This window comes from Flavobacterium sp. (assembly GCF_044357305.1).
Lineage (GTDB): Bacteria > Bacteroidota > Bacteroidia > Flavobacteriales > Flavobacteriaceae > Flavobacterium.
Map to the genome: position 1 here is coordinate 58,770 of NZ_JBIKPS010000004.1, position 25,393 is coordinate 84,162.

Annotated in this window: 21 protein-coding genes; 8 read left to right on the forward strand and 13 right to left on the reverse strand. The window is 35.7% G+C overall.

All coding sequences use genetic code 11. The annotated features are described in order from the left end of the window. Positions 1-157 precede the first annotated feature (157 nt). Together gldJ and murF are read left to right on the forward strand one after the other, a co-directional pair. Positions 158-1,879 (forward strand): gliding motility lipoprotein GldJ, encoded by a 1,722-nt coding sequence (gene gldJ / locus ACIQ2J_RS04620; RefSeq protein WP_396167198.1) that lies wholly within the window; start codon positions 158-160, stop codon positions 1,877-1,879. Positions 1,880-1,945: 66 nt separating this feature from the next. Then, positions 1,946-3,229, forward strand: coding sequence for a UDP-N-acetylmuramoyl-tripeptide--D-alanyl-D-alanine ligase (gene murF, locus ACIQ2J_RS04625; protein ID WP_396167199.1), 1,284 nt, complete (start codon positions 1,946-1,948; stop codon positions 3,227-3,229). Positions 3,230-3,264: 35 nt separating this feature from the next. On the opposite strand, the gene hemL is transcribed toward murF, so the two are convergent. The 3 genes from hemL to ACIQ2J_RS04640 are packed head-to-tail and all read right to left on the reverse strand — an operon-like array spanning position 3,265 to position 6,372. Beyond that, positions 3,265-4,551, reverse strand: coding sequence for a glutamate-1-semialdehyde 2,1-aminomutase (hemL, locus tag ACIQ2J_RS04630; RefSeq protein ID WP_396167200.1), 1,287 nt, complete (start codon positions 4,549-4,551; stop codon positions 3,265-3,267). Positions 4,552-4,577: 26 nt separating this feature from the next. Continuing rightward, the gene (locus tag ACIQ2J_RS04635) at positions 4,578-5,477 is read right to left on the reverse strand and encodes a glucosaminidase domain-containing protein (protein WP_396167201.1); all 900 of its coding nucleotides are present in this window, start codon (positions 5,475-5,477) and stop codon (positions 4,578-4,580) included. Next, positions 5,470-6,372 carry a 1-aminocyclopropane-1-carboxylate deaminase/D-cysteine desulfhydrase gene (locus ACIQ2J_RS04640; protein ID WP_396167202.1) on the reverse strand — a complete coding sequence of 301 codons (903 nt, stop codon included), beginning with the start codon at positions 6,370-6,372 and terminating at the stop codon, positions 5,470-5,472. Before ACIQ2J_RS04640 ends, ACIQ2J_RS04635 begins: the two co-directional genes overlap by 8 nt. A gap of 450 nt (positions 6,373-6,822) precedes the next feature. Here ACIQ2J_RS04640 and ACIQ2J_RS04645 point away from each other — a divergent pair, with 450 nt between their 5' ends. The 3 genes from ACIQ2J_RS04645 (at position 6,823) to ACIQ2J_RS04655 (ending at position 9,654) form a co-directional block, all read left to right on the forward strand. Continuing rightward, positions 6,823-7,002: a DUF5522 domain-containing protein gene (locus tag ACIQ2J_RS04645; RefSeq protein ID WP_396167203.1), complete on the forward strand. Its 180-nt coding sequence runs from the start codon at positions 6,823-6,825 to the stop codon at positions 7,000-7,002. Between the two features lie 45 nt (positions 7,003-7,047). Beyond that, positions 7,048-9,024 carry a urocanate hydratase gene (locus ACIQ2J_RS04650; protein ID WP_396167204.1) on the forward strand — a complete coding sequence of 659 codons (1,977 nt, stop codon included), beginning with the start codon at positions 7,048-7,050 and terminating at the stop codon, positions 9,022-9,024. A 99-nt stretch (positions 9,025-9,123) separates the two neighbouring features. After that, positions 9,124-9,654, forward strand: coding sequence for a DUF4136 domain-containing protein (locus tag ACIQ2J_RS04655; RefSeq protein ID WP_396167205.1), 531 nt, complete (start codon positions 9,124-9,126; stop codon positions 9,652-9,654). Between the two features lie 429 nt (positions 9,655-10,083). Here the strand turns inward: ACIQ2J_RS04655 and ACIQ2J_RS04660 are convergent, their stop codons facing one another. Further along, the gene (locus ACIQ2J_RS04660) at positions 10,084-10,311 is read right to left on the reverse strand and encodes a hypothetical protein (RefSeq protein WP_396167206.1); all 228 of its coding nucleotides are present in this window, start codon (positions 10,309-10,311) and stop codon (positions 10,084-10,086) included. Positions 10,312-10,430: 119 nt separating this feature from the next. On the opposite strand from ACIQ2J_RS04660, the gene ACIQ2J_RS04665 reads away from it, so the two are divergent. Genes ACIQ2J_RS04665 through ACIQ2J_RS04675 form a run of 3 tightly spaced genes read left to right on the forward strand, consistent with a single transcriptional unit; the run spans position 10,431 to position 14,440 of the window. Next, positions 10,431-10,676, forward strand: coding sequence for a hypothetical protein (locus tag ACIQ2J_RS04665; protein WP_396167207.1), 246 nt, complete (start codon positions 10,431-10,433; stop codon positions 10,674-10,676). Between the two features lie 9 nt (positions 10,677-10,685). Next, complete coding sequence (locus ACIQ2J_RS04670; RefSeq protein WP_396167208.1) at positions 10,686-14,171, forward strand: T9SS type A sorting domain-containing protein; 3,486 nt, start codon at positions 10,686-10,688, stop codon at positions 14,169-14,171. Between the two features lie 8 nt (positions 14,172-14,179). Beyond that, the gene (locus ACIQ2J_RS04675) at positions 14,180-14,440 is read left to right on the forward strand and encodes a hypothetical protein (protein WP_396167209.1); all 261 of its coding nucleotides are present in this window, start codon (positions 14,180-14,182) and stop codon (positions 14,438-14,440) included. Between the two features lie 355 nt (positions 14,441-14,795). On the opposite strand, the gene ACIQ2J_RS04680 is transcribed toward ACIQ2J_RS04675, so the two are convergent. The 9 genes from ACIQ2J_RS04680 to paaZ form a co-directional block, all read right to left on the reverse strand. Continuing rightward, positions 14,796-15,011 carry a type II toxin-antitoxin system RelE/ParE family toxin gene (locus tag ACIQ2J_RS04680; RefSeq protein WP_396167211.1) on the reverse strand — a complete coding sequence of 72 codons (216 nt, stop codon included), beginning with the start codon at positions 15,009-15,011 and terminating at the stop codon, positions 14,796-14,798. Further along, positions 15,011-15,256, reverse strand: a complete 246-nt coding sequence (locus ACIQ2J_RS04685; RefSeq protein WP_396167212.1) for a hypothetical protein — start codon at positions 15,254-15,256, stop codon at positions 15,011-15,013. The genes ACIQ2J_RS04680 and ACIQ2J_RS04685 overlap by 1 nt, the downstream gene beginning before the upstream one ends. 265 nt (positions 15,257-15,521) lie before the next feature. Next, complete coding sequence (locus ACIQ2J_RS04690; RefSeq protein WP_396167213.1) at positions 15,522-17,600, reverse strand: thiamine pyrophosphate-dependent enzyme; 2,079 nt, start codon at positions 17,598-17,600, stop codon at positions 15,522-15,524. A gap of 92 nt (positions 17,601-17,692) precedes the next feature. Beyond that, positions 17,693-18,760 (reverse strand): branched-chain amino acid aminotransferase, encoded by a 1,068-nt coding sequence (locus ACIQ2J_RS04695; protein ID WP_396167214.1) that lies wholly within the window; start codon positions 18,758-18,760, stop codon positions 17,693-17,695. A gap of 17 nt (positions 18,761-18,777) precedes the next feature. Further along, complete coding sequence (locus ACIQ2J_RS04700; protein WP_396167215.1) at positions 18,778-20,070, reverse strand: dihydrolipoamide acetyltransferase family protein; 1,293 nt, start codon at positions 20,068-20,070, stop codon at positions 18,778-18,780. 61 nt (positions 20,071-20,131) lie between these two features. Next, positions 20,132-20,728 (reverse strand): transferase hexapeptide repeat family protein, encoded by a 597-nt coding sequence (locus tag ACIQ2J_RS04705; RefSeq protein WP_396167216.1) that lies wholly within the window; start codon positions 20,726-20,728, stop codon positions 20,132-20,134. Between the two features lie 71 nt (positions 20,729-20,799). Further along, positions 20,800-21,552, reverse strand: a complete 753-nt coding sequence (locus tag ACIQ2J_RS04710; RefSeq protein ID WP_396167217.1) for an enoyl-CoA hydratase/isomerase family protein — start codon at positions 21,550-21,552, stop codon at positions 20,800-20,802. Next, a complete protein-coding gene (locus tag ACIQ2J_RS04715) occupies positions 21,549-22,538 on the reverse strand; it encodes a virulence RhuM family protein (protein ID WP_396167218.1) in 990 nt (329 codons plus the stop codon). The genes ACIQ2J_RS04710 and ACIQ2J_RS04715 overlap by 4 nt, the downstream gene beginning before the upstream one ends. A 155-nt stretch (positions 22,539-22,693) precedes the next feature. Further along, positions 22,694-25,189, reverse strand: a complete 2,496-nt coding sequence (gene paaZ / locus ACIQ2J_RS04720) for a phenylacetic acid degradation bifunctional protein PaaZ (RefSeq protein ID WP_396167219.1) — start codon at positions 25,187-25,189, stop codon at positions 22,694-22,696. Between the last annotated feature and the right edge of the window lie 204 nt (positions 25,190-25,393).

Consider the following 25,393-nt stretch of genomic DNA (forward strand, 5'->3'; position numbering starts at 1 on the left):
TGTAAAAATAAAATTAATAATTAGTTTATACAATAAAAAATATGAGATAACGTTATATATTTGTATTGAAAATAATTTTATCTATTTTTTTAAAAAGGTGTTGCAATTTCAAGGTTAATTCTTATATTGCGGCTCGAAATTTATTACCTCCTTAAGTATGAAAGTAAACAAGTTTATGGCAATTAGAGTATTACTAGCAGTAGTAATCACATTAAGTTTTACAAGTTGTAGCAAAAAATCTAGTTCTAATGCTGGATCTAAAGGTACAGGCTGGAAAATTAATGACAAAAAAGGCGGATTTCAGTATGCTTCTAAGTTTAAGAAGCAAGAGACTGGACCAGGATTAGTATTAGTTGAAGGCGGAACCTTTACAATGGGTAAAGTTCAAGACGACCCTATGCACGATTGGAACAACACGCCAAACCAACAACATGTCATGTCCTTTTATATGGACGAAACAGAAGTAACTAACCTAATGTACATGGAATACTTAGATTGGTTAAAAAGAGTTTTTCCTCCCGAGGAAGACAATTACAAAAACATCTATGAAGGTGCTTCTCCTGATACTTTAGTATGGAGAAACCGTTTAGGGTATAATGAAACCATGACCGAACATTATTTAAGACATCCTGCTTATGCAGAATATCCTGTAGTTGGTGTGAATTGGATTCAAGCAACTGAATTTAGTAAATGGAGAACGGATCGTGTAAACGAATCTGTTTTAGAAAGAGAAGGCTTTTTGAAAAAAGATGCTAAAGTAGTAGATGTAAAATCAGAAGCAACTTTTAGCACTACTACCTACTTAGCTGCTCCTACCAAAACTTTTGGCGGAGATGATAAAATTGTTTTAAAAGGACCAAGAAACTCCAAAGCAGCAGGTAAAGGGGGAACTAAAGGTGCTGACGGAACAAATAAAGAAGCTAAAAACGTTTATGCTCAAAGAACTTCTGGAATAATATTGCCAGAATATCGTTTACCAACTGAAGCAGAATGGGAATATGCTGCTGCATCAGATGTAGGTCAAAGAGAATACAATACATATAAAGGACAGAAAAAATACCCTTGGTCTGGAAGTTATACTCGTACAAGTAAAAGACAAATTAAAGGAGATCAATTAGCCAACTTTAAACAAGGTAAAGGAGATTATGGTGGAATTGCAGGATGGTCTGATGACAATGCTGATATCACAAACAAAGTAAAATCATACCCTCCAAATGATTTTGGACTGTACGACATGGCTGGAAATGTTGCCGAATGGGTAGCAGATGTTTATCGTCCAATAGTTGATGATGAAGCGAATGACTTTAACTACTTTAGAGGAAATGAGTATTTTAAAAACAAATTAGGCGAAGATGGAAAAGTTGAATTAGTGACTCAAGAAACTCAAAAATTTGATACTATGAGAAACGGTAAACTTATTGCTAGAAACTTTGCTGGACAAATCGCTCAAGTACCTGTAGATGATAAAGAAACTTACCTAAGACAAAATTTTGATAAAAGTTTTGAAGTAGATTATAGAGATGGTGATAAACAATCTTCAAGAAATTTCAAATTAGGTAGTGGCTCTGAAGAAGGAGATGGAAAACTAAAAGACAACCAAAGAATGTACGATTCACCAATTCACAATGTATCTACAGATAGTATTGGAAACATGATTCGTAAATATGACCACTCTAGCAAAAGAACAACTTTAGTAGATGATATATCTAGAGTTTACAAAGGTGGTTCTTGGAGAGACAGAGCTTATTGGTTAGACCCAGCCCAAAGAAGATATTTCCCACAAGATATGGCAACAGACTATATCGGATTTAGATGTGCTATGTCAAGAGTAGGACCAAAATCAGATTTCAAAAAATCTGCAAGAAATAAAAAAAGATAATTTTTTTAATCTAATATAGCAAAAGCCCTTTTATTAGGGCTTTTTGTTTTTTAAAGTATTTTAAAAATGACAACAAACGAAATTCACAAACTATTCCTTGGTTGTTCTTCAGTAGTAATAGATACAAGAAAAATTCAAAACAACTCTTTTTTTGTTGCCTTAAAAGGAGAACGATTTGATGCTAATACTTTTGCAAAAGAAGCTATAGAAAAAGGTGCATCTTATGTATTGATTGACAATAAGGACTACTACATAGACTCCAGGACTATTCTTGTTGTAAACTGCTTGACTACTTTACAAGAATTAGCAAAGTTTCATAGGGAATTTTTAAAAATTCCTATCATTGCATTAACTGGAAGCAATGGAAAAACAACAACCAAAGAATTAATTTTGGTAGTTTTATCAAAAAAATACCGAACTACAGCAACGATTGGAAATTTGAATAACCACATTGGTGTTCCGCTTACTTTACTATCTTTCACATCAGACACCCAAATTGGAATAGTAGAAATGGGTGCCAACCATTTAAAAGAAATAGAATTCCTTTGCGATATTGCCCAACCCAATTATGGTTATATAACTAATTTTGGGAAAGCCCATCTTGAAGGTTTTGGCGGAGTGCAGGGTGTAATTCAAGGCAAAAGTGAAATGTACCATTATTTAAAATCCAACAACAAGAAAGTATTTGTAAATCTAGACGATCCAATTCAAGTTGATAGAACAAACGAAATTCAACGAATTACTTTTAGTCAAACTACTAAATTAGCAAACGTTGTTATTGAAAATGTAGTTGCCAATCCGTTGGTGCAATTGCAATTTCATGGATTAGAAGTGCATTCACAATTAATAGGCTTGTACAATGCCAACAATATTAGTGCAGCGATTACTGTAGGAACTTATTTTGAAGTGCCCGATTTAGATATTAAAGTAGCAATTGAAAGTTATATTCCTGAAAATAATCGATCGCAATTACTCATCAAAAACTCTAATGGAATCATCCTGGACGCTTATAATGCAAACCCAAGCAGTATGCTAGTAGCCTTGGAGAATTTTTTACAGTTGGATAAAACCAACAAAGCAATTGTTATTGGAGATATGTTTGAACTTGGTGAGGAAAGCCTAGCAGAACATAAATCCATCATTACTTATTTAAAATCAAACTCCAATGCAGAATGTTATTTTATTGGAAATGACTTTTATAGTAACAAAATAGAAAATCCAAATTTTCATTTTTACAAAGACTTTGACTCCTTTACAGAATTTCTAAAAGAAAATCCTTTTCAGAACAAAACCTTATTAATAAAGGGTTCTCGAGGTATGGCTTTGGAACGAACCTTAGAATATATATAAAAAATGCCCCAATTCGGAGCATTTTTCATTTATGTTTAAAATGTTTTAGAGACTTTATCTACTGCATTAATAGTGAAATCTAAATCTTCATAGGTTAAAGCATCGGTTATAAACCAAGTCTCGTAAGCAGAAGGTGCTATATAAACCCCTTCGTTTAACAAACCGTGGAAGAACTTTTTGAAAGTTTCATTATCGCCATTCTTGGCAGTTAGAAAATCGATTACTGGATTTTTATCAAAATGAACCGAAATCATAGAACCCACTCTATTAACAGTAAATTCAATTCCATTTTGCGTAAGCACTTTAGCAATTCCGGTTTCTAAATAAGCAGTTTTATCGGCTAGTCTTTGAAAAAGTTCTGCATCACTGTTTATAGATTGCAACATCGATAAACCAGCAGCCATTGCCAAAGGATTACCAGAAAGCGTTCCCGCTTGATATACCGGACCTAAAGGCGCTAAGTGATTCATTATTTCTTCTCTTGCTGCAAAGGCACCAACAGGTAATCCACCACCTATAACTTTTCCGAAGCAAACGATATCTGCCTTAATGTTGTACAATTCTTGAACACCACCTTTGGCCAAACGAAATCCGGTCATTACTTCATCAAAAAGTAATAATGTATAATTGTCGGAACAAATCTGTCGCAACCCTTCTAAGAACCCAGGTTGTGGCGGAATACATCCCATATTTCCAGCAACTGGCTCTACAATTAAAGCAGCAATTTCATTTTTATTTGCTTCAAATAATACTCGGACGCTTTCTAAATCATTATAATTAGCAAGCAAAGTATCTTTAGCAGTCCCTTGAGTAACTCCGGGACTATTTGGAGTTCCAAAAGTACTCGCACCACTACCCGCTTGTATTAAAAAAGAATCGGAATGGCCGTGGTAACAACCTGCAAATTTTATTATTTTATCTCGTTTTGTAAATCCGCGCGCTAAACGAATGGCACTCATACAAGCCTCAGTACCAGAATTTACAAATCGAATTTTATCAATATTTGGAACCAGGGAAACTGCTAATTCTGCAATTTGGGTTTCTAGTTCGGTTGGCATCCCGAAAGAAGTACCAAGTTTTGCTCTTTCGATAATGGCATCAATAACTGGTTGGTACGCGTGTCCTAAAATCATAGGACCCCAAGAATTTATATAATCTATTAGTTTATTGCCATCTTCGTCATAAAGATAAGCACCTTTAGCGCTTTTAACGAAAATTGGTGTACCTCCTACTCCTTTAAATGCTCGTACAGGAGAGTTTACACCACCAGGAATTACTTTTTCTGCTTCAGCAAATAACTGACTACTTCTTTGATATTGCATTAATTATATTGTATTGCTGTGAAATACTATTTCACAATTAAATTTTGACCAATAGCTATTCCAGTATCTGGAATATTATTCTTACGTTTTATATCCTCAATTGAAATATTATATCTTTTAGAAATAGAATACAAGGTATCCCCTTTAATTACTTGATGTAAATCGGAATTTGTAACACTGGCGATAGTGGTTTTATCGATAGAATTTAAAGAAGTCGCTATATATTCTCTTCCTAGAACTTCGGCATCCAATTTTTGCAATTGGTAACGTTCAATCAAACTTATTAATTTAGTAGAATACGCTGCATCTGTAGCATAACCTGCATCTTTTAATCCTTTAGCCCACAGTTTATAATCACCTTTATCTAACTTAAACAAACTGGAATACCGTTCTCTAGAGGTTAAAAACAAAGAATGATCTCTATACGATTCTTTAGGTTCGGTGTATTGTCGGAAACATTCTTGTGCAGCATCATCATCGTACTTAATACTTGGACCAGTCCATTCTTTATGACATTTAATCCCAAAATGATTGTTGGCCTGAATGCTCAAAGGACCTGTTCCTGCTCCAGATTCCAAAATTCCTTGCCCTAAAGTAATACTTGCAGGAATTCCATATTGCAACATGTCTTGCTTGGCGATTTCTTTGTATTTATCAATATATTCCAAAACCAAAGCCGTGGTGACTTTTACTCTAGTGGTAGCCGCTAAAATCTCGGTAGAATTATTCGACTTCGTTGTTTCTGAAGCAGTAGATCCAGTACTTTTAGATCCTTGCGTTTTATTTTCTAGACTTGATGGCGTATGTTTTTTTATCGTTCTAACAACAGGTTTTTTAGAACTTTTAGAGTACGCAACTGCAGGATGACTAGTACCACAAGCGGTAGCCAAAATAATGCTGCATCCAAAAACTATTTTCTTAATCATTAAATTGTATTGTTTGTAATTTTTTATTCTTCAATTTCAAATTCATTCCTGCTACCCCTTGAATTCCTCCTGTATGTATTAACAGAATTTTAGAATTTTCTGGAAAATAATTATTCTTTATTAAGTCTATAACGCCAAAAACCATCTTTCCAGTATAAATTGGGTCTAAAGGAATTTTATTTTCTTTATAAAATGAATTAATAAATGCGATTAACTCCTCGTTGAGTTTTCCGTAACCTCCAAAGTGATAATTAGAAATTAATTTGAAATTATCCTTTGTTGCAAAATTACAAATATCTTTTTGTAAAAAGTCGCCTTTTAAGGAAGGAAATCCTAAAACTTTTTGAGTTTCCGAGGCACTATTATTTATTCCCGCAATAGTTCCTCCCGTTCCAACAGCACAACAGATGTAATCATAAACAGCATCTTCTTTTGTAAGAATCTCCTCACAGCCCGAAATGGCATAGGTATTCGTTCCTCCTTCCGGAACTAAATAAAACGAACCGTATTTTTCTTTTAAATTAGCTATAAAATCAGCCGTGTCCTTTAATCGATATTCATCTCTTGAAACAAACTCAAATTTCATACCACATCCTTGAGCAAATTTCAATGTTGGATTTTCTTCAATTTTGGAAGCCAACTCATCACCTCTTATAATTCCTATTGTTTGGAATCCATTTTCTTTTCCTGCATAAGCAGTAGCTGCAATATGATTGGAATACGCTCCACCAAAAGTCAAAAGAGTTTTTTGATTCTCTTTAGTTGCTTGCAATAAATTATATTTGAGTTTTCGGAATTTATTTCCAGAAACAAACGGATGGATTAAATCTTCCCGTCGAATAAACACTTTCACGGTAGAATTACTAATTTTAATTTCTTGAGTTAAAACTTCCAATTTGTTTTTTATACAAAGTTAACAATCTTAAAGCCTATCTTAAATTTATTGAACAAATATCTTTCCATATTTTCGCTTTTTAAATACTGGAAAACCTATCTATAAATTAAAAATTTCCAAAAAGACCTTTCCTTTAAATAGTTAAGGTCTTTTTCATTTGAATAAGCTTCTCTCTCAAATGAAATAGCAAAATATGCTTTTTTTCGATTTTTAAATTGAATCCATCGAAACATAAATTCTAAAATATACCAAACATAAAAAGGAAACACCAACAACTCCAATTGTTGCCTAATATGGATTTTTTCATGATTAAGAAAGACCTTATCGTTTCTATCCTTCGCATTAGAAATTAAAACAAAAGGATACAAAGTTAACCCTCGAAAACCTTTTGGCGTTAAATATTTAAAAACTACTACTATCATATAGTACAAAGTTGCTAAATTTGTAGTTATGTTTGAAGATAAAAAGGAAAATAAATTAATTGAAGGCGAAGATTATTACATCACTCCCGAAGGTTACCGCTGTTTCACCGAAAAATACCATTTAAAACGAGGACACTGTTGCCGAAGTGGCTGCCGCCATTGCCCGTATGGTTTTGATAAAAAAACGGGAACTATTAAAAAAAAGTAATTGTTACTAAACAACAAACCATAAACAACAAACTATAAACTTATAATGACTTTTCAAGAACAAATACTACAAGGGATTCCATCGGTACTACCGAATGTAAAACCTTATGAAATCGAAATAAATCACGCGCCTAAACGCAAGGAAATTCTTTCATCCGAAGAAAAAAAATTAGCGCTAAAGAATGCCTTACGTTATTTTGAAGCAGAACATCATGCAACACTACTTCCCGAATTTAAAGCGGAATTAGAAACGTATGGTCGTATTTATATGTACCGTTTTCGACCAGATTACAAAATATACGCCCGACCAATTCAGGAATATCCCGGAAAATGCGAACAAGCGAAAGCCATCATGCTGATGATTCAAAATAATTTGGATCATGCCGTAGCACAACATCCACACGAATTGATTACCTATGGCGGAAATGGTGCCGTATTTCAAAATTGGGCGCAATACCGCTTGACCATGAAATACTTGGCAGAAATGACCGAAGAACAAACTTTGGCCATGTATTCTGGACACCCGATGGGGTTATTTCCCTCCCACAAAGAGGCGCCAAGAGTAGTTGTCACCAACGGAATGGTTATTCCAAATTATTCCAAACCCGACGATTGGGAAAAAATGAATGCCTTAGGTGTTTCGCAATACGGACAAATGACAGCTGGAAGTTATATGTATATTGGTCCGCAAGGAATTGTTCACGGCACCACCATAACGGTTTTGAATGGTTTCCGAAAAATAAAAAAATCCCCAACTGGAGGTCTATTTGTAACCTCAGGACTTGGCGGAATGTCGGGAGCACAACCAAAAGCAGGAAATATTGCAGGCTGTGTAACGGTTTGTGCCGAAGTAAATCCGAAAATAACCCACATTCGCCATTCGCAAGGATGGATAAATGAAGTGGTAGAACATATTGAAGACTTAGTGCCTCGAGTAAAAAAAGCACTAGAAAATAAAGAAGTAGTTTCCATCGCTTACCTAGGAAATGTAGTAGATATTTGGGAGCGTTTCGACCAAGAAAACCTGCATATCGATTTAGGTTCCGATCAAACATCACTGCACAATCCATGGGCTGGAGGGTACTACCCTATTGGATACAGCTTTGAAGAATCGAATGAATTGATGGCCAATAATCCGGATAAATTCAAAGAAGAAGTCCAAAAAACACTTCGCCGTCATGCCGCTGCAATTAATAAACATACGGAAAAAGGAACCTATTTTTTCGACTATGGAAATGCTTTTTTATTAGAAGCATCCCGTGCAGGCGCTGATGTTTTTGCCGAAAACCACATCGATTTTAAATACAATAGTTACGTTCAAGACATCATGGGACCTATGTGTTTTGATTATGGATTTGGTCCCTTCCGTTGGGTTTGCGCTTCTGGTAATCCAGAAGATTTAGCCAAAACCGACAAAATTGCTTGTGATGTTCTAGAAGAAATGATGCAGAATTCACCCGAAGAAATCCAGCAACAAATGGCCGATAATATCCAATGGATTAAAGGTGCCCAAGAAAATAAATTAGTAGTAGGGTCGCAAGCAAGAATTCTTTATGCCGATGCCGAAGGACGTGTTAAAATAGCCGAAGCCTTTAACCAAGCTATAGCGCGTGGCGAAATTGGCTACATTATTTTAGGGCGCGATCACCACGATGTTTCTGGAACCGATTCTCCTTACAGAGAAACTTCCAATATTTATGATGGCTCCCGTTTTACTGCCGATATGGCAATACAAAATGTCATTGGCGATAGCTTCCGAGGAGCAACTTGGGTGTCTATTCACAATGGTGGCGGCGTTGGTTGGGGCGAAGTAATTAATGGTGGTTTTGGTATGGTTCTTGATGGTTCTAAAGAATCATCTAAACGTTTGGAATCGATGCTGTTCTGGGATGTAAACAACGGAATTTCAAGAAGAAGTTGGGCGCGAAACGAAGGAGCAATTTTTGCAATAAAAAGAGCCATGGCCACGCAACCTTTATTAAAAATTACCATCCCTAATTTAGTAGATGATAATTTATTTTAGTTTAAAATTGTTTTAGGTTTAAGGGTTTAAAAAAAAACTCACAACAAGTCCAACAATTTTAAACAACTTTAAACTTATTAAACAAAAAATTATAAAGCTATGAAAAAACTAAAATTTATCCCCGTACTTCTGCTCTTCGTTTTGGCATCGTGCAATTCGGTTAGAGTAAATGCCGATTACGACAAAAAGGCTAATTTTTCAAGTTACAAAACCTATGCCTACTTAAAAAGTGCCATCGACAAAGTAGAAATTTCTGACTTAGACAAGAAGCGAATTTTGCATTCTATAGACGATGCTCTAGCAACCAAAGGATTCACCAAAAGCGAAACTCCCGATTTACTAATTAGCATTTTCACCAAAGAAAACCAACGAGTAGACATCTACAACAATGCCGGTTTTGGTTGGGGATTTGGTTGGGGATGGAGCCCTTATATGGGTATGGGATACAACTCCACTTACGTCACTCCCGAAGGCACTTTATACATTGATTTAGTCGATGCTAAAACCAAAGAACTAGTGTGGCAAGGCGAAGGAAGCGGTTATCTAACCAAAGATACCGAACAAAAAGACGCGCGTATTAAAGAATTTGTAGATAGAATATTATCACAATATCCACCAGTTAAAAAATAGGCAGTGTTCCGTTTTCAGTTGGCAGTTTACACTATTGTAAATACAAAGCCAAATAATCTCTCAAACCGTAGCAGTAATGTTGCGGTTTTTTGTTTTTTTTGAAGCGAAAGGTTTGGGCATTTTAGTAAATGTCATTCCTGCTGCTGGAACTCGCTTTGGCATTTTTTAAAGAAAAAAACGCCAAGAGCTCAAACAATTCCAGCATCAGGGCTACCTAGTAATGGTATTGAATATATGCAAAATTACTAAACAATTCAGCACAAAGTTGTCATTCCGTAGGAATCTCCTAAAAATGTTAACTTATTTAAAGATAAGACAGAGGTAACTTTAATACAAATTACATAAAGGTGTTCAAGTGCTGCTATTGGTATTTGCTTAAAGTTTGAATTCTAATCAAATTTAGCGATGATTATTTTTATTTATTAGCCCTTATATATTTCGAAAAAGTTGAGATATTTCTACATTTAAGGCTATGCTAATACGAACAAGTTTATCAATTCCCATAATTTGTTTGCCAAGCATATAACGTCTTAATGCCTCAATATCTAAATCTGAATCATGAGCAACATGTCTTACTTTAAGATTTTTTTCTTTAATAATCAACTTTATATTAATTCCGATAATCTTAACCGATTCGGGTATTTCTGTTTTTCTCATTACTCATAATTAAAACACGAAAATTATAAGTAAGTAGCCATAAAAACAGGAACGTATATTTCAAGTCAAATATGACTGTTTTTAAGATTTAATTTATACATTTGTTAAAAAATTACATTATGGATATATTAGATGAATTATTAACGCCTATTAATTTTGAATTGCATTTCAATGAAATTTTTCAAGTAAAATTCCATTATATAATTCCTATAAAAGAAGTAAGAATAAATAATATTCACTATAATCCACATGACCAATTTACTGGTCTTCCATTGATTTGTAATGTAAATCTTTTAGAATTACAAAATAAAATTATTACTGGTACGGTAATTAATAATGTTTATACCATTTTAAATTTCAAATAAATCTTTATCATGAAAAAAATTATCTTAATATTAAGCATATTATTTGCTATTACGTTAAATGCTCAATGTGTTTCCACTTTAGCAGGTTCTACACAAGGTTATGCCGATGGCACGGGAACTGCTGCAAAGTTTTATAGTCCTTACAGTATAGCCGTTGACGGTTTAGGTAATATATATGTTGCTGATAGATTAAACCATAAAATAAGAAAAATTACCCCGCCAGGAGTTGTAACAACCCTTGCTGGTTCTACACAAGGTTATGCCGATGGCACGGGAACTTCAGCTCAGTTTAATTCACCGTATGCTATTGAGGCAGATAATTTTGGTAATGTATACGTGGCAGATACAAGTAATTCCGTGATAAGAAAAATTACACCATCAGGTGTAGTAACCACTTTTGCTTCTATTTTTTATCCTACGGGGATTGCAGTTGATGTTTCTGGAAATGTTTATGTTACTTCAAATGGTTCACAAATTATGAAAATCAATCCGTCAGGTGTGGCAGCCAATTTTGCTGGTTCTTCACAAACAGGATATTTAGATGGAACGGGCACTTCAGCTCAGTTTAATAGTCCTAGAGGCATTACGGTTGATGCTTTAGGTAATGTGTATGTTGCTGACCAACTTAATCATAGAATAAGAAAAATTACTTCTTCTGGTGTGGTTACTACCCTTGCTGGCAGTGGGACTATTGGTTCAGCTAACGGAACAGGGACTGCAGCCCAGTTTGCTAACCCTCAAGATGTTGCAGTCGATACTTCGGGTAATGTATATGTAGCAGGTGGTAATAATAACAAAATTAGAGCAATCACTTCGTCAGGCTTAGTGTCAACGCTTGCGGGAATTGGTGTTGTAGGAACTGCCGATGGTAACGGAACTAATGCCACATTTAATTTTCCTAGTGGAGTTGCAATTGACGCAACAGGTAATTTATATGTTGCAGATGTTACAAATAATTTAGTTAGAAAAGTATATACCAATTTAACTGCAAGCATAAGTTATTTGGGTAGCCCATATTTTTGTAGTTCATTGACAACTCCACAGCCTGTTACATTAACTGGAACTGGAACATATATTGGCGGTACTTATAGTTCAACAACTGGATTATCTTTAAACACTTCAACGGGTGCTATTACACCTAGTACCTCTACAGCGGGTACTTATTCAATTACTTATACAACTTCTACAAGTAGTGGCTGTGCATATACTACAACAACACAAGTAACTATAACAGCATTACCAACAGTTACAATTAACTATTCAGGTAGTCCATTTTGTAAATCTTTGGTTTCAGCACAAACAGTTACAATAAATGGCACTGGTGCTTATTCAGGTGGTACTTTCAGTTCATCAACTGGATTATTAATAAACGCTACAACAGGTGCAATCACACCTAGTACATCAACCCCAGGAACATATACTGTTTCTTATTCAACTCCTGCAAGTGGTGGATGTTCTGCTGTTATTGCATCAACTCAAATTATAATTACTGCTTTATCTACAGCAACTATTAATTATATTGGCAGTCCTTTTTGCAAAACATTGACAACAGCACAGCCGGTTTCATTGACAGCTACTGGACCTTATGGTTTAGCTGGTGTATATAGCTCAACAACTGGTTTAATAATAAATACTACAACTGGTGCTATAACTCCCAGCACTTCTAATTCGGGTAACTACACGGTTACTTATACTATTCCAGCAAATGGTGGATGCTCTAGTTTTTTGGCTACCTCTCAGATTGTTATTCTTTCTGTGCCAACAGTTAGTATCTCTGCTGATGGAACAATAGCAACAAGTATTTCTATAAATAATGGTAATGCTGTTCAATTACAACTAAATGGTTCTTTAAGTGCTAACCCAAATATTCAATGGACTCCTTCTACTTCACTAAGTTCTTCTTCGATTTCAAATCCAATTGTATATCCTAATGCAACAACTACATATACTGCAAGTTTTACAAATAGTAATGGATGTCAACAAAGTACGTCTATTATTGTGAATATTAACCCTATTCCTACAATTGGTAATATAAGTCTAACATCTACTAATACTACATTTGGTCTATTTGACACCAATTTAACTGTTGATGTTCAATTGTCAAATGTTACAAACCTATATAGCTTATACATGAAGTTAAAAGGTAACGCTGCGGTAAATCAATATTTAGATTATGACAGTTATACTGCAGGTACTCTTTTAGGTTCAGGTGGCAGTGTAATTTCTACTCCACCAACAGTAACGAGTGGCGTTCCAGATTTTGGGATTTCAAAAGTAGGTGCGGCTACAGGTTACAGTGGTAATGGTTTATTTTATACATTACGTTTTAAACCTAAAAACATAACAATTCCAAATGGAACTGTTTTTTGTTTTTATTTAGATGATATTAGTGCCTATAACGCATCTGGTGTAACTTGTGGTTTGAATAATCAAGGTACTATTTGTTATACTTTTACATATCAAGTAGATGTATGGCCTGGTGATTTGAATAAATCAAATTCCGTTTCTACAGCTGATTTACTACCTATTGGATACTTTTATAATTCAACTGGTCCTGCAAGGCCAAACGCAACTATTCAATGGTATGCTCAACCAGCTACACTGTGGGGTTATAATCATAGTACCCAAAATGGTGATGCTTACAAAGTATTTGCAGATTCAAATGGTGACGGTGTAATCAACAATGCTGACCAAGCAGCCATTGGTTTTAATATGAGTCAAGTTCATGCCAGACACGCAAATACTAAGCCTTTTACCATTAGCCCAAAAGTCCAACAAAATACACTTGCAGGTGGTACACTTGTTGTTACACCCAATACCACTATAATTAACGCAGCAACATTGCCACAAACAGTAACTTTTAATGTTAGTTTAAATAATACAGGTGGTTTAAATGCACTTTATGGTATATCAGTTAATCTTATTTTTGATAACACTATATTTGATTTAAGTACTGCTGCAATAGATTATACTAGCTCCATATTTGGTATTACAGGTTCTGATTGCTTGATTATGAACTATAATTCTTCAACTGGTGTAAGTGTTGGTTTAACAAGATATGCTAATGCAGCTATAAATGGTCAAGGGTTATTATTTAAGGTGATAGTACAAACTAAATCGCCTCTAGGTTCATCATTGACTCTAACGCCTATTAATACTTATGCTGATGCCGCTAACAATCAGGCTGGTGACACTATAACAATTCAAGATGCTCCTATAACAAACTTAACTATTATCAATAATTTAGGAATAAATAATATTAAATCTGATGAGTTTGTAATATATCCTAATCCTGTTAAAGACTATTTAACCATAAAAGGTAATACTGTTGTAAATAAAGTAACTGTTTTCAATTCTTTAGGTCAAATATTGTTTGAGAAAAATCAAAACAATAGTGAATTTAGTATTGACTTGTCAAATTTATCATCGGGAAATTATTACGTTAAAGTTGAATCAGATGATAAAAAACAAATTCTTAAAGTAATCAAAGAATAATGTAAACCATGAAAAAAATTCAGATTGAATACGATAGTAAAAATTATCAAATAGAAGTTTATTTTGAAATTTCTTTTCCAATTGGTTATTATAAAATTGGTTGGTACAATGAAGATTTATTGAAAATAATCCCTTCCCCAGTATTTTTATCTTGCAATAAAGAAGGCGGAATATCTATTCCCCATGTTAACAATATTGAACAATTGACCCTTTTAACAAGTATTGTAAGTGGAATATTATTAAATGAAATGTTAACTGCTAAGTTTTAATAACAATAAAAAAACATGCTAAAAGATTTTAAGTTCACTGTAAATAGGGATGTAACTCTTGAGGATTAGAATAATCTTTCATAGTTACTTTACAAATACCAAAAGCATTAATTTTAAGAGAACTTTTATTAGAATTTATAAATCCCCCAGCTCCCAGAAGTGTTCTATAGTGCCGTGATTCTCTGCGATGGTCCTGACCTCGCAGCCATAAAAGCATTTACACATTATCTGGGATAAGTAAAAAAATGGCATTAACAGATAAAAATTACCTAGAAACTTAATAACTATTCAACTTATCTGGATTTTGTCTTGCATCGAAAATATCTAATATTATGACATTCTCAAAACTTCGTTCCTAGATGATTTTATAACTCCAAATACTTTTATGACGAAATTTTTGTTTATTTATTATTGGATCCATAGAATATTCAAAACGTTCGTCTTTTAAATCCTCTGCAAGTTCGATGATTTTATTAATGACCATTTCTGCATTTTTCGGGCTATCTTGAAGAACGTAAAAGTAAATTCTTGCTAATGAATTACTCGCTTCAACCGACCAAACAAGATTCATTATTTTATAGAGAAAATTTGTTTTTTAACCTCTTCTGTAGTAAAATTTTTGGCACCTTTTGCAATAGATTCACAGATTGATTCTATGTGACTAACGTATTGATTTTTAGTTAAAGGCTCATCGTCAATTGTGTAAGCCACAACATAATCACCATTTAAAACAGTATCCATTTGATCCAAAAGATTGTCATCTTGAATGTTTTTTACTTTTTGAATGATTTTGGTTTTATGTTGTTCTAAATTCATATTTAAAATTTTAATAAAGTAAAGATACTAAAAAAAAAATCTGAATTATACATTTCATCTTGCAAGATTTCTCCTTTCTAAAGAATTTTTAGAAAAAAATGTTCCTTTGAAACCAACTGCCCTAGCCCAGATTGTAATGGAAAGCTTTTTGTGAAAGAATGCTATTTTTTGTTGCCATAAAAAAGCGACCAACGGAAGCTCTTTTTATGGCTTACAAAAAAAGCATTGTTCACAAAAACTTGTAATGGAAAGCTGGAAATTGCTTCTAATAATTTAAAAGTTCCTCCATTTTCAATCGTACCTTATCCACATTCGGAATCATAGTAAACTCTAAAACGCTGTTAAGCGGTATGGCTGGCATGTTCTCGGAGCCAATCACCATTACTGGCGCATCCAAATGTTTAAAACACTTTTCTTGAATTAATCCTGCCAAACTTCTGGCGAAAGAATTATTAGTTGGTTCTTCGGTTACAACCAAACATTTTTTTGCTTTCTTAACCGATTTAAAAATCGCTTCTTCATCCAGCGGATACAACGTTCGCAAATCGATAATTTCCACTTGGTTTTTCATCGTTGCCGAAGCATTTAATGCCCAATGCACTCCCATTCCGTAGGTGATAACGGTTATAGTTTCATCGGTTTCTTGCTCCCATATTTCTTGAACAATATTCGCTTTTCCGAATGGCAATACATAATCTTCACTCGGCTCGTTAACCCTTGCGGCATCGGTACCTTTCACTTTACTCCAATACAAACCTTTATGCTCCAAAATCACCACCGGATTTGGGTCGTAATATGCGGCTTTTAAAAGTCCTTTTAAGTCGGCACCATTACTTGGATAGGCAATTTTTATCCCACGAATATTGGTCAGAACACTTTCCACAGAAGACGAATGGTAAGGCCCGCCACTTCCGTAAGCGCCAATCGGTACGCGCAAAATCATGCTCACCGGCCATTTCCCGTTAGATAAATAACACGAGCGACTGACTTCGGTAAACAACTGGTTCAATCCTGGCCAAATATAATCGGCAAATTGTACCTCAACAATTGGTTTCAACCCAACCGCCGACATCCCAACCGTAGAACCCACAATAAAGGCTTCTTGAATGGGCGTATTGAAAACACGTTCGTCGCCAAATTTTTGTGCCAAAGTAGCCGCTTCTCTAAAAACGCCACCCAATCGACCGCCTACGTCTTGTCCGTACAACAAACATTCGGGGTGCTTTTTCATTAATTCTTCCACAGCAAAAAGTGCACAATCAACCATCACTACTTTGTCTTCTCGTGGTGGATTTCGTTCGCCAACTTCTTCTGTAATGGGTGTTGGAGCAAAATCATGTGTGAATAAATCTTCTGGAGAAGGATCTTCCGCCAATTGTGCTCTATCAAAATCCTTTTGAACCAAAGTGGCAACTTCCGATTCAATTTTATTTATTTCTTCTTGTTTAAAACCAGCATCCAACATTTGTTGCATCAAAACTGGATACGGATCCCGCGATTGTGCTTCTTCCAAATCATCACGATACCATTCCATGCGAACCCCCGAAGTATGGTGGTTCAACAACGGAACTTTGGCATGAACCAAAAACGGTCTTCGTTCTTCCCGAATGGTTTTTACCACTTTTTGAAGTGCTAAATAACTCTCCGTAAAATTAGCGCCATCAATAGAAATCGCTTCAATTCCGTGAAATCCTTTAGCATATTCAAACGCATTTTGTGCACGAGTTTCGGCAGCATTAGCCGAAATATCCCAACCGTTATCTTGTACCAAATACAAAATAGGAAGTTGTTTTAAGGCTGCCATTTGCAAGGCTTCTGCAATTTCTCCTTCGGTTACGGATGCATCGCCTAATGAGCAAACTACAAGCCCCCTAGCCCCCGAAGGGGGAATAGCAAATCCTTCTCCCTCTCCTTTGGAGAGGGCTGGGGTGAGGTTCTCTTTATACCAAAAACCCATTGCTGCTCCAGTTGCAGGAATCGCTTGCATTCCTGTTGCAGAAGATTGGTGCGGAATTTTAGGTTTATCGGCATCTTTCAAACTCGGATGGCAATAATAGGTTCGTCCACCCGAAAATGGATCGTCTTTTTTGGCCATCAATTGCAACATCAAATCATACGGTCGCATTCCAATTCCCAGCAACATCGCATCATCCCGATAGTATGGAAACGCATAATCTTGCGGTAACAATTGCATCGCCATGGCAATTTGAATCGCTTCATGACCACGCGAAGTGGCATGCACGTACTTGGAAACAATCTTAAAATTATCTTCATACAAATTCGACATTGCCTTAGCAGTTGCCATTGTTGAAAATGCTTTTTCTAATATTTTTTTGTCTAACATTTATTTGAACTATTTTTTTTTGAACCATTAAGGTATTAAGAAAGATTAAGGAAAAACTTAATGAAACTTAATACCTTAATGGTTCAATTTTTTTACTTTGCCTCTACAATCCAACCAAATGCATCTTCTTCGTTTTGCAGTTTTATAGCATTCAACGTATCGTTTACCATAACAGAAACTGGATTTTCAACTGGAAATTGAATCAATAAATCATTATTTCCAATTTCTTCTATCATCGCAATTCCTACAGCAGTTCCGGTTCCGAATGCTTCTTCCAAAATTCCGTTTTTAGAGGCTTCCATAATTTCAGAAATCGTAATCGGTCTTTCAGTAACTTCAAAACCTTTGCTTCGCAATAAATCAATCACACTCATTCGGGTAATTCCGGATAAAATCGAACCACTTAAATCGGGCGTTATGAATTTTCCATCTATTTTAAAGAAAATATTCATCGTTCCCACTTCTTGAATGTATTCAAAATCTTGAGCATCCAACCACAATACTTGGTCGTAACCTTTTGCTTTTGCATATTCCGTTGGGCGAATAGCTGCGGCATAGTTTCCGGCTGCTTTTGCTTCACCTGTTCCACCATTTACGGCACGAACGTATTTTTTCTCAGCGTATAATTTGATTTTTCTATTAAAAAATGGTCCCGCTGGAGATGCCATCACAATGAATTTAAAACTCGTTGCGGCACGCATTCCAATAAATGCTTCATCCGCATACATAAACGGGCGTAAATACAACGCACTTCCTTCTTTGGTTGGAATCCAATTTTTTTCTAAAGCGGTAAATTGCTTTAAGGCTTCCACAAACAAATCTTCTGGAAACGAAGGCATTCCCATTCGATCCGCACTATGATTAAATCGTTTTGCATTTTCATCTGGACGGAATAATAAAGCAGTTCCGTCTTTCCCTAAAGTTGCTTTCATGCCTTCAAAAATCGCTTGCCCATAATGCAACGCCATGGCTGCAGGATGGGTAGGAATTAAGGCTAAAGGCTCTATCCTTGGGTTACTCCATGCGCCATTTTCATAATCACAAATAAACATGTGATCGGTGAAATTGGTTCCCATAGTAATGTTATTTAAATCTACTTCGTTGACTTTCGACGCAGAAACTCTAGTTATTTTAATGGATGGTGTCATTATATCTTGCATAATAAAATAGTTTTGGGTTAAATTCCCCCTTCGGGGGTTAGGGGGCTAAATTGTTCTAAATAATCGCCTATTTTTCTTAAGAATGATCCTCCTAAAAATCCATCCACTACACGGTGGTCAAAGGATAAAGAAAGGTACATCATGCTTCTAATGGCAATTTCGTCGCCCATTTCAGTAGTAATCACTTCGGGACGTTTCTTAATAATTCCGAGTGCTAAAATGGCTACTTCGGGTTGGTTGATAATTGGGGTTCCCATCAAACTTCCAAAGGTTCCCACATTGGAAATCGTAAAAGTACTTCCTTGAATTTCTTCAGGTTTTAATTTGTTATTTCGAGAAGCATTTGCCAAATAATTAACATCTTTTGCTAGTGCTGCTAAATTTTTATTGTTTGCATTTCGAACCACCGGAACGATTAGATTTCCATTAGGTAAAGCCGTTGCCATTCCGATATGAATGTCATTGTGTACGATAATATTCTTCTCATCGACAGAAACATTAATCAACGGAAAATCTACAATTGCTTTCGCTACAGCCTGAACAAAAACAGGTGTAAACGTAAGTTTCTCGTTATATTTCGCTTGAAAATTATCTTTATTTTCGTTTCTCCAATTCACCAAATTCGTAACATCCACTTCAATATACGAAGTTACGTGTGGCGCTGTTTGTTTGGAATACACCATGTGATCCGCAATCATTTTGCGCATGCGATCCATTTCTACAATTCGATCTTTGCCTTCTACAAAATTGATTTTCGGTTTCGGATAAGAAGTTGTAGGTTGTAGGTTTTGGGTTGTAGGTTTTGATTGTATTGGGTATTTTCTATCCTTCAAATAATTGAAAACATCACTTTTTTGCAAACGCCCCTCTGCTCCCGAACCTGGAATAGTATGTAATTCCTCAATAGAAAGATTTTCTTTTTGAGCAATGGAAATGATTAATGGAGAAATAAATGCGTCAGAGTTGCGAGTTGCAAGTTGCGAGTTGCGAGTTTGTGGAACCTCAACAATATTCGATTTAGCAACTTCTTCTGTTTTTCTACTTCCAACTTCCAACTTCTGGCTTCCTGCTTTTTCTTCGATCAACGCCAAAACAGTTCCTACTTCAACGATAGCATCTTTATGAAAACGGATTTCTGTGATTATTCCAGAAACTGGCGCAGGCACTTCACTATCGACTTTATCGGTAGCAACTTCTAAAATAGTTTCTTCGGCTTCCACATAATCACCAACGTTTTTCAACCAACTGATTATTGTTGCTTCGGAAATACTTTCACCCATTTTGGGCATTTTGAATTCTATTATACTCATAAAAATAGTGTTCAGTGTTCGGTGTTCAGTGTTCAGTTGCTAACTGATTACTGAACACTGATTACTTTTTCTTAAATTCTTCTAATGTTTTGTAAAACGCTTCTTGCGTTGGACGATCCGCTGGAATTTCCCGCAATGGCTCGACTGCTTTTAATGTTTCATAACATTCTTTCGGCAATTGTTGGTACAAGGCGGTTCCTTTGGTTTTCCAATCGATCATGTCGTCAGAAACGTCTTTTATGATTGTTGCTGGATTTCCAACGACCATTTTTCGGTTTGGAATTTGCATTCCGGCTTTGATAAAACTTAACGCTCCAACAATACATTCATCGCCAACAGTTACATCGTCCATAATTACGGCATTCATTCCGATAAGGGAATTGGCGCCAATATTGGCTCCGTGAATAATCGCTCCGTGACCAATATGTGCTCTGGCTTTTAAAACCATTGTCTTCCCAGGAAACATGTGAATGGTGCAATTCTCTTGTACGTTGCAACCATCTTCAATGATGATTTCGCCCCAATCGCCACGAATAGCAGCCCCAGGACCAACATATACATTTTTTCCAATAATCACATTACCCGTAACCGCGGCTTGCGGATGGATGAAACTACTTTCGTGTATGACAGGGATGAACCCTTTGAATTCGTATACCATTTTTTTAGGTTGTAGGTTGTAGGTTGTAGGTTGTAGGTTTTAAAACCTAGAACTTACAACCTACAACTTTTTTAAACTTTAAATTTTTTCAACATTTCTTTTGTAAAATCAGAAAGCACTAATCTTCCGCTGATAGCGGCTCTTTCGGCTAATAAATTATCCCAATCTTCGGTGCCTCTCCAAAATACTTTTTTCATTTCGAGCATGGCTTCTGGATTGTAAGTACATAAATGTTCCGCAAATTGTTGTACTGCTTCATCCAATTCTTCGATGCTTTCATATACATTGGCATACAAACCTTTTTCTTTTGCCCAATTTGCTTCATAAAATGTGTTGGCATCTATTGCAATTTGCGACACGGCAGAAACTCCAATTTTTCTTTCGATAGCAGGTGAAACTACAAATGGTCCAATTCCGACGTTTAGTTCCGATAATTTTATGGCTGCAAATTTGGTAGCCATACAATAATCGGTTGCTGCGGCGATTCCTACTCCGCCTCCAACGGTTTTTCCTTGAATTCTTCCTAAGATGAATTTCGGACATTTTCGCATGGCGTTGATAACGTTTGCAAATCCAGAGAAAAATACTTTCCCAGTTTCGGCATCGTTAATTGCTATCAATTCTTGAAAACTGGCTCCTGCGCAAAACGTTCTTTCACCACCGCTTTTTAGGAGGATGACTTTCACTTCGGGATTATTCCCCGCTTCGGTAATGGTATTGGCTAGTTGTGCCAAAATACTACTAGGCAAAGAGTTTTGTTCTGGATGAAAAAACTCGATGGTGGCGATGTTATTCTCTATATTTTGTTTTACGTATGCGTTCATTTTTTTAATTTGTTTATTTCTTTGTCAAAATCTGAAATTATTTTTTGTGTTTTATTAAATATCTCATATTCAATAATGGCTTTTTTATCAGCAGATAATTTTGAAATTATTCCGTTTCCTATTAGAATTTTATAATCATTGAAAGTTAAAAATTTAGTTACACTTTCTGCTAATTGCTCCATTGTGAAGGTATTTTGTCTTTCAATTAATCCTTCTATATAATCGAAATAACCAGTAACAGTTCTTTCTAATTGTTTTATTTCTTTTTCTTGCAAATAGTTTTTTGCTACAATTACATCTTGCTTTAAAACCCTACCATCTGGTGCATTTTTCCAAGTGGTTAATCCCATATTTTCTTTTTGATTATTGGCTTTTTTATAAATAATTTCAGCAGCAGTGTTTCCCGTAATTGCATAATGAAATTTGTTTTGAACCGTTGCAAAAAACAATTTTGTGATTTCTGAATTTTTATCATAATCGATACTACATTCAGCAAAAATATCGGTTATTTGTTGATAAATTCGTCGTTCGCTAGTTCTAATAGAACGAACTCTTTGCAATAATTCTCTAAAATAATCTTTTCCAAAAAGGGTTTGTCCTTGCTTTAATCTCTTATCATCTAGAACAAAACCTTTAACAATATATTCTTTTAATGTTTGTGTTGCCCAAATTCTGAATTGTGTTGCTTTTGATGAATTTACACGATAGCCAACTGAAATTATGGCATCGAGATTATAGAATTTTGTTTGATACTTTTTTCCGTCAGAAGCAGTTGTCGAGATTTCCTCGGTAACTGACTTTAGTTCGAGTTCTCCTGATTTGCCAATGTTTTTTAAATGCAATGAAATATTATCGACACTACAATCAAATAGTAATGCCATCGCTTTTTGTGTAAGCCAAACAGTTTCATTTTCCAATAGAACATCTACACGAACTTCACCTGATGGTGTTGTGTATAGAATAAAATTATTTAATTGGTTCTCCATTTTTTAGTCTTATGTTTCCAAAACAACTCTGAATTTCACTTTAAGCTCTTACGATTACTGGTGGATTAGCCCCGATTGCAACGGAAATCCTTTTCTTTTTTTTCTTTAAAAAAAGAAAAGATTGCAGTGTAAAGCGGGATTAGCTCCTAATAAAACTACACTATTCCAAATTGTTCAAAATGATGATTCAAATGTTTTCGTTCTAAAAGATACGATGCGTATTTATTCATTTCTCCGAAAACCAAATTCTTTAATATGCCTTCTGGATTTTCTTTGAAAAATGCTTTATAGTGTTCTCTGGCTTCGAAAAATTTAGATTTTGCTGTATCAAAATCAGGATGAATTAAATCTTCTAACTCGCCTTTTTTCATTGTTGGAAAATTGGTTCCCATTGGAAATTTATCGTAATTGTATAACGAATTGTGCACTTTATCTAAAATCTTTTCGGGAGTTGCAATTTCGAAATCTTGAATTTCACCAGACATTATTTTGTATCCATGTTCCAAATGTTCCAATAGATGCTGTGGAGTCAATATGCCCCATTTTGGCTTGGAATTTTCAGTCAATTTATGCAAACATTCTTGAATTTTATCTTCGGTCATTTCCACAAAAACTTCTTGTTTTTTCTGAACCATTGTCAAAATTGTAGCCACGGCAACCAATTCGTCTTCAGTATCAAAAACCTCAACAAACCATTTCACGATGCCGCTTGGATGCTCAGCAGAAGCCACATCTCTGTCTACTTTTTGTTTGCACGTTAAGCGCACATAAACCGTGTCGTTATGGTAAATTGGACGCAAGAAACGACATTCTTCCAAACCATAATTGGCAGCAACGGGTCCTTTATTTGGATACACAAACAAACCTGCTGCAGCGGCCAAAATGAAGTAACCGTGAGCCGTTCTTTTCTTGAAAATACTTCCATCAAGCGAAGTAATATCAGTATGCGCATAGAAATGATCCCAAGTGATGTTGGCAAAATTGATGATATCGGTATCGGTAACCGTTCTGTTATGGGTGCGCAATGACATTCCGGGTTGGATGTCTTCCCAATGGTATTGAAACGGATGTTGGGTGATTTCTTTATATTTGGAATTCGGTTGGTAAATACCCGTGATTTCGGTTAATGTGGTTGGCGAACCTTGAATGGCGCAACGTTGCATATAATGTTTGATACCGCGAACACCGCCCATTTCTTCTCCACCTCCAGCACGACCCGGACCACCATGAACCAACAAAGGTAATGGCGAACCGTGACCGGTGCTCTCTTTGGCATTTTCTCTGTTTAACACTAAAATTCTTCCGTGATGGGAAGCAGCATTGACTACATATTCCTTAGCAATTTCGTCAGAATTCGTAACTATAGAAGACACTAACGAACCTTTACCCATTTGGGCTAATTCGATTGCTTCGTCTAAATTTTTATAAGGCATTAGGGTAGAAACGGGTCCAAAGGCTTCGGTTTCATGCACCGCTAAATTGGTAAAAGGATGGTCTTCCCGAAGTAAAACAGGGTTTACAAAAGCACCTTTTGCATCGGCACCAATTAGAGTTACTTTTTCTAAATCGCCATAAACAATTTTGGCCGTTTTAGACAATTCGGCAACTCTACTTTTTAGAACGTTTACTTGGTCTTTGTTTACCAAAGCACCCATTCGAACTTCTTTCAATCGTGGGTCGCCAATAGCAACTTTATCCAATGCTTTACTAAGTGCGGTTTGCACTTCATCTATTAATTTTTCTGGAACAATCATTCGGCGAATAGCAGTACATTTCTGACCAGCTTTAACCGTAATTTCGCTTCGGGCTTGGTTGATGAACAAATCAAATTCTGGTGTTCCAGGAACAGCATCTTCTCCTAAAATGGAAGCGTTTAAAGAGTCGGCTTCCATAGTAAATGGCACCGATTCTTGGATAATTCTTGGATGCGATTTTAACAATCTTCCGGTGGTAGCCGAACCTGTAAACGTAATTACATCTTGGCTTTCCACCGTATCAAAAATATTTTTAGCAGTACCACAAATTAATTGCAAAGCACCTTCCGGCAAAATATTGGACGCAATGATTTCTCTAACCACGTCTTCGGTTAAATAAGCCGTTGTAGGCGCTGGTAAAACTACCGCTGGCATTCCGGCCATCCAGTTTACAGCACATTTTTCAAGCATTCCCCATATTGGAAAATTGAACGCATTGATATGAATCGCAACTCCTTTTTTCGGAACCAAAATATGGTGCGCCATAAATCGACCGCCTTTTGACAAGTCAATTGGGTCGCCTTCTACATGATAGGGTTGGTTTGGAAACAATTTCCGCAACGACGCATTGGCGTATAAATTCCCGAAACCTCCCTCTATATCAATCCAAGAATCGACACGAGTGGCACCTGTTCTGTAACTAAGTTCATAAAAAGTTTCTTTGCGTTTGGTCAAATACATCGCCAAACTTTTAAGCATATTACCTCGTTCTTGAAAGGTCATTTTGCGAATTTTTTCGCCACCTTTGGTTCTTCCATAGTGCAAAATAGCAGGAATATCCAATCCTTCCACCGAGGTTTCGGCAATGAATTCACCTGTTACCGCATCATAAGACGCTTTTCCTTCGCCAGTTGCCGAAGTCCATTTTCCAAGTACGTAATGTTGTGTTTTGTTCATATAGCTGAATTTTATCAGTATTTTATTCCCGCTGATTTCGCAGATTATCGCAGATTTTTTCTAGTTATAATGAGCGAATGGCTTGGGCTTTATTTGTAATCCATTTTTGTTTAAATTTATTTCAGTTTTTCTTCCCGCTGATTTCGCAGATTATCGCAGATTTTTTCTGGTTATAATGAGCGAATGGCTTGGGCTTTATTTATA

Bases quoted from the DNA above. Each gene is read 5' to 3' on its own strand.
- murF (WP_396167199.1), top strand. From the start codon at position 1,946: ATGACAACAAACGAAATTCACAAACTATTCCTTGGTTGTTCTTCAGTA.
- ACIQ2J_RS04685 (WP_396167212.1), bottom strand. From the start codon at position 15,256: ATGAATTTAGAACAACATAAAACCAAAATCATTCAAAAAGTAAAAAAC.
- ACIQ2J_RS04675 (WP_396167209.1), top strand. From the start codon at position 14,180: ATGAAAAAAATTCAGATTGAATACGATAGTAAAAATTATCAAATAGAA.
- ACIQ2J_RS04645 (WP_396167203.1), top strand. From the start codon at position 6,823: ATGTTTGAAGATAAAAAGGAAAATAAATTAATTGAAGGCGAAGATTAT.
- ACIQ2J_RS04700 (WP_396167215.1), bottom strand. From the start codon at position 20,070: ATGAGTATAATAGAATTCAAAATGCCCAAAATGGGTGAAAGTATTTCC.
- ACIQ2J_RS04715 (WP_396167218.1), bottom strand. From the start codon at position 22,538: ATGGAGAACCAATTAAATAATTTTATTCTATACACAACACCATCAGGT.
- hemL (WP_396167200.1), bottom strand. From the start codon at position 4,551: ATGCAATATCAAAGAAGTAGTCAGTTATTTGCTGAAGCAGAAAAAGTA.
- ACIQ2J_RS04690 (WP_396167213.1), bottom strand. From the start codon at position 17,600: ATGTTAGACAAAAAAATATTAGAAAAAGCATTTTCAACAATGGCAACT.
- gldJ (WP_396167198.1), top strand. From the start codon at position 158: ATGAAAGTAAACAAGTTTATGGCAATTAGAGTATTACTAGCAGTAGTA.
- ACIQ2J_RS04705 (WP_396167216.1), bottom strand. From the start codon at position 20,728: ATGGTATACGAATTCAAAGGGTTCATCCCTGTCATACACGAAAGTAGT.
- ACIQ2J_RS04655 (WP_396167205.1), top strand. From the start codon at position 9,124: ATGAAAAAACTAAAATTTATCCCCGTACTTCTGCTCTTCGTTTTGGCA.
- paaZ (WP_396167219.1), bottom strand. From the start codon at position 25,189: ATGAACAAAACACAACATTACGTACTTGGAAAATGGACTTCGGCAACT.
- ACIQ2J_RS04710 (WP_396167217.1), bottom strand. From the start codon at position 21,552: ATGAACGCATACGTAAAACAAAATATAGAGAATAACATCGCCACCATC.
- ACIQ2J_RS04680 (WP_396167211.1), bottom strand. From the start codon at position 15,011: ATGAATCTTGTTTGGTCGGTTGAAGCGAGTAATTCATTAGCAAGAATT.
- ACIQ2J_RS04665 (WP_396167207.1), top strand. From the start codon at position 10,431: ATGGATATATTAGATGAATTATTAACGCCTATTAATTTTGAATTGCAT.
- ACIQ2J_RS04650 (WP_396167204.1), top strand. From the start codon at position 7,048: ATGACTTTTCAAGAACAAATACTACAAGGGATTCCATCGGTACTACCG.
- ACIQ2J_RS04635 (WP_396167201.1), bottom strand. From the start codon at position 5,477: ATGATTAAGAAAATAGTTTTTGGATGCAGCATTATTTTGGCTACCGCT.
- ACIQ2J_RS04670 (WP_396167208.1), top strand. From the start codon at position 10,686: ATGAAAAAAATTATCTTAATATTAAGCATATTATTTGCTATTACGTTA.
- ACIQ2J_RS04660 (WP_396167206.1), bottom strand. From the start codon at position 10,311: ATGAGAAAAACAGAAATACCCGAATCGGTTAAGATTATCGGAATTAAT.
- ACIQ2J_RS04695 (WP_396167214.1), bottom strand. From the start codon at position 18,760: ATGCAAGATATAATGACACCATCCATTAAAATAACTAGAGTTTCTGCG.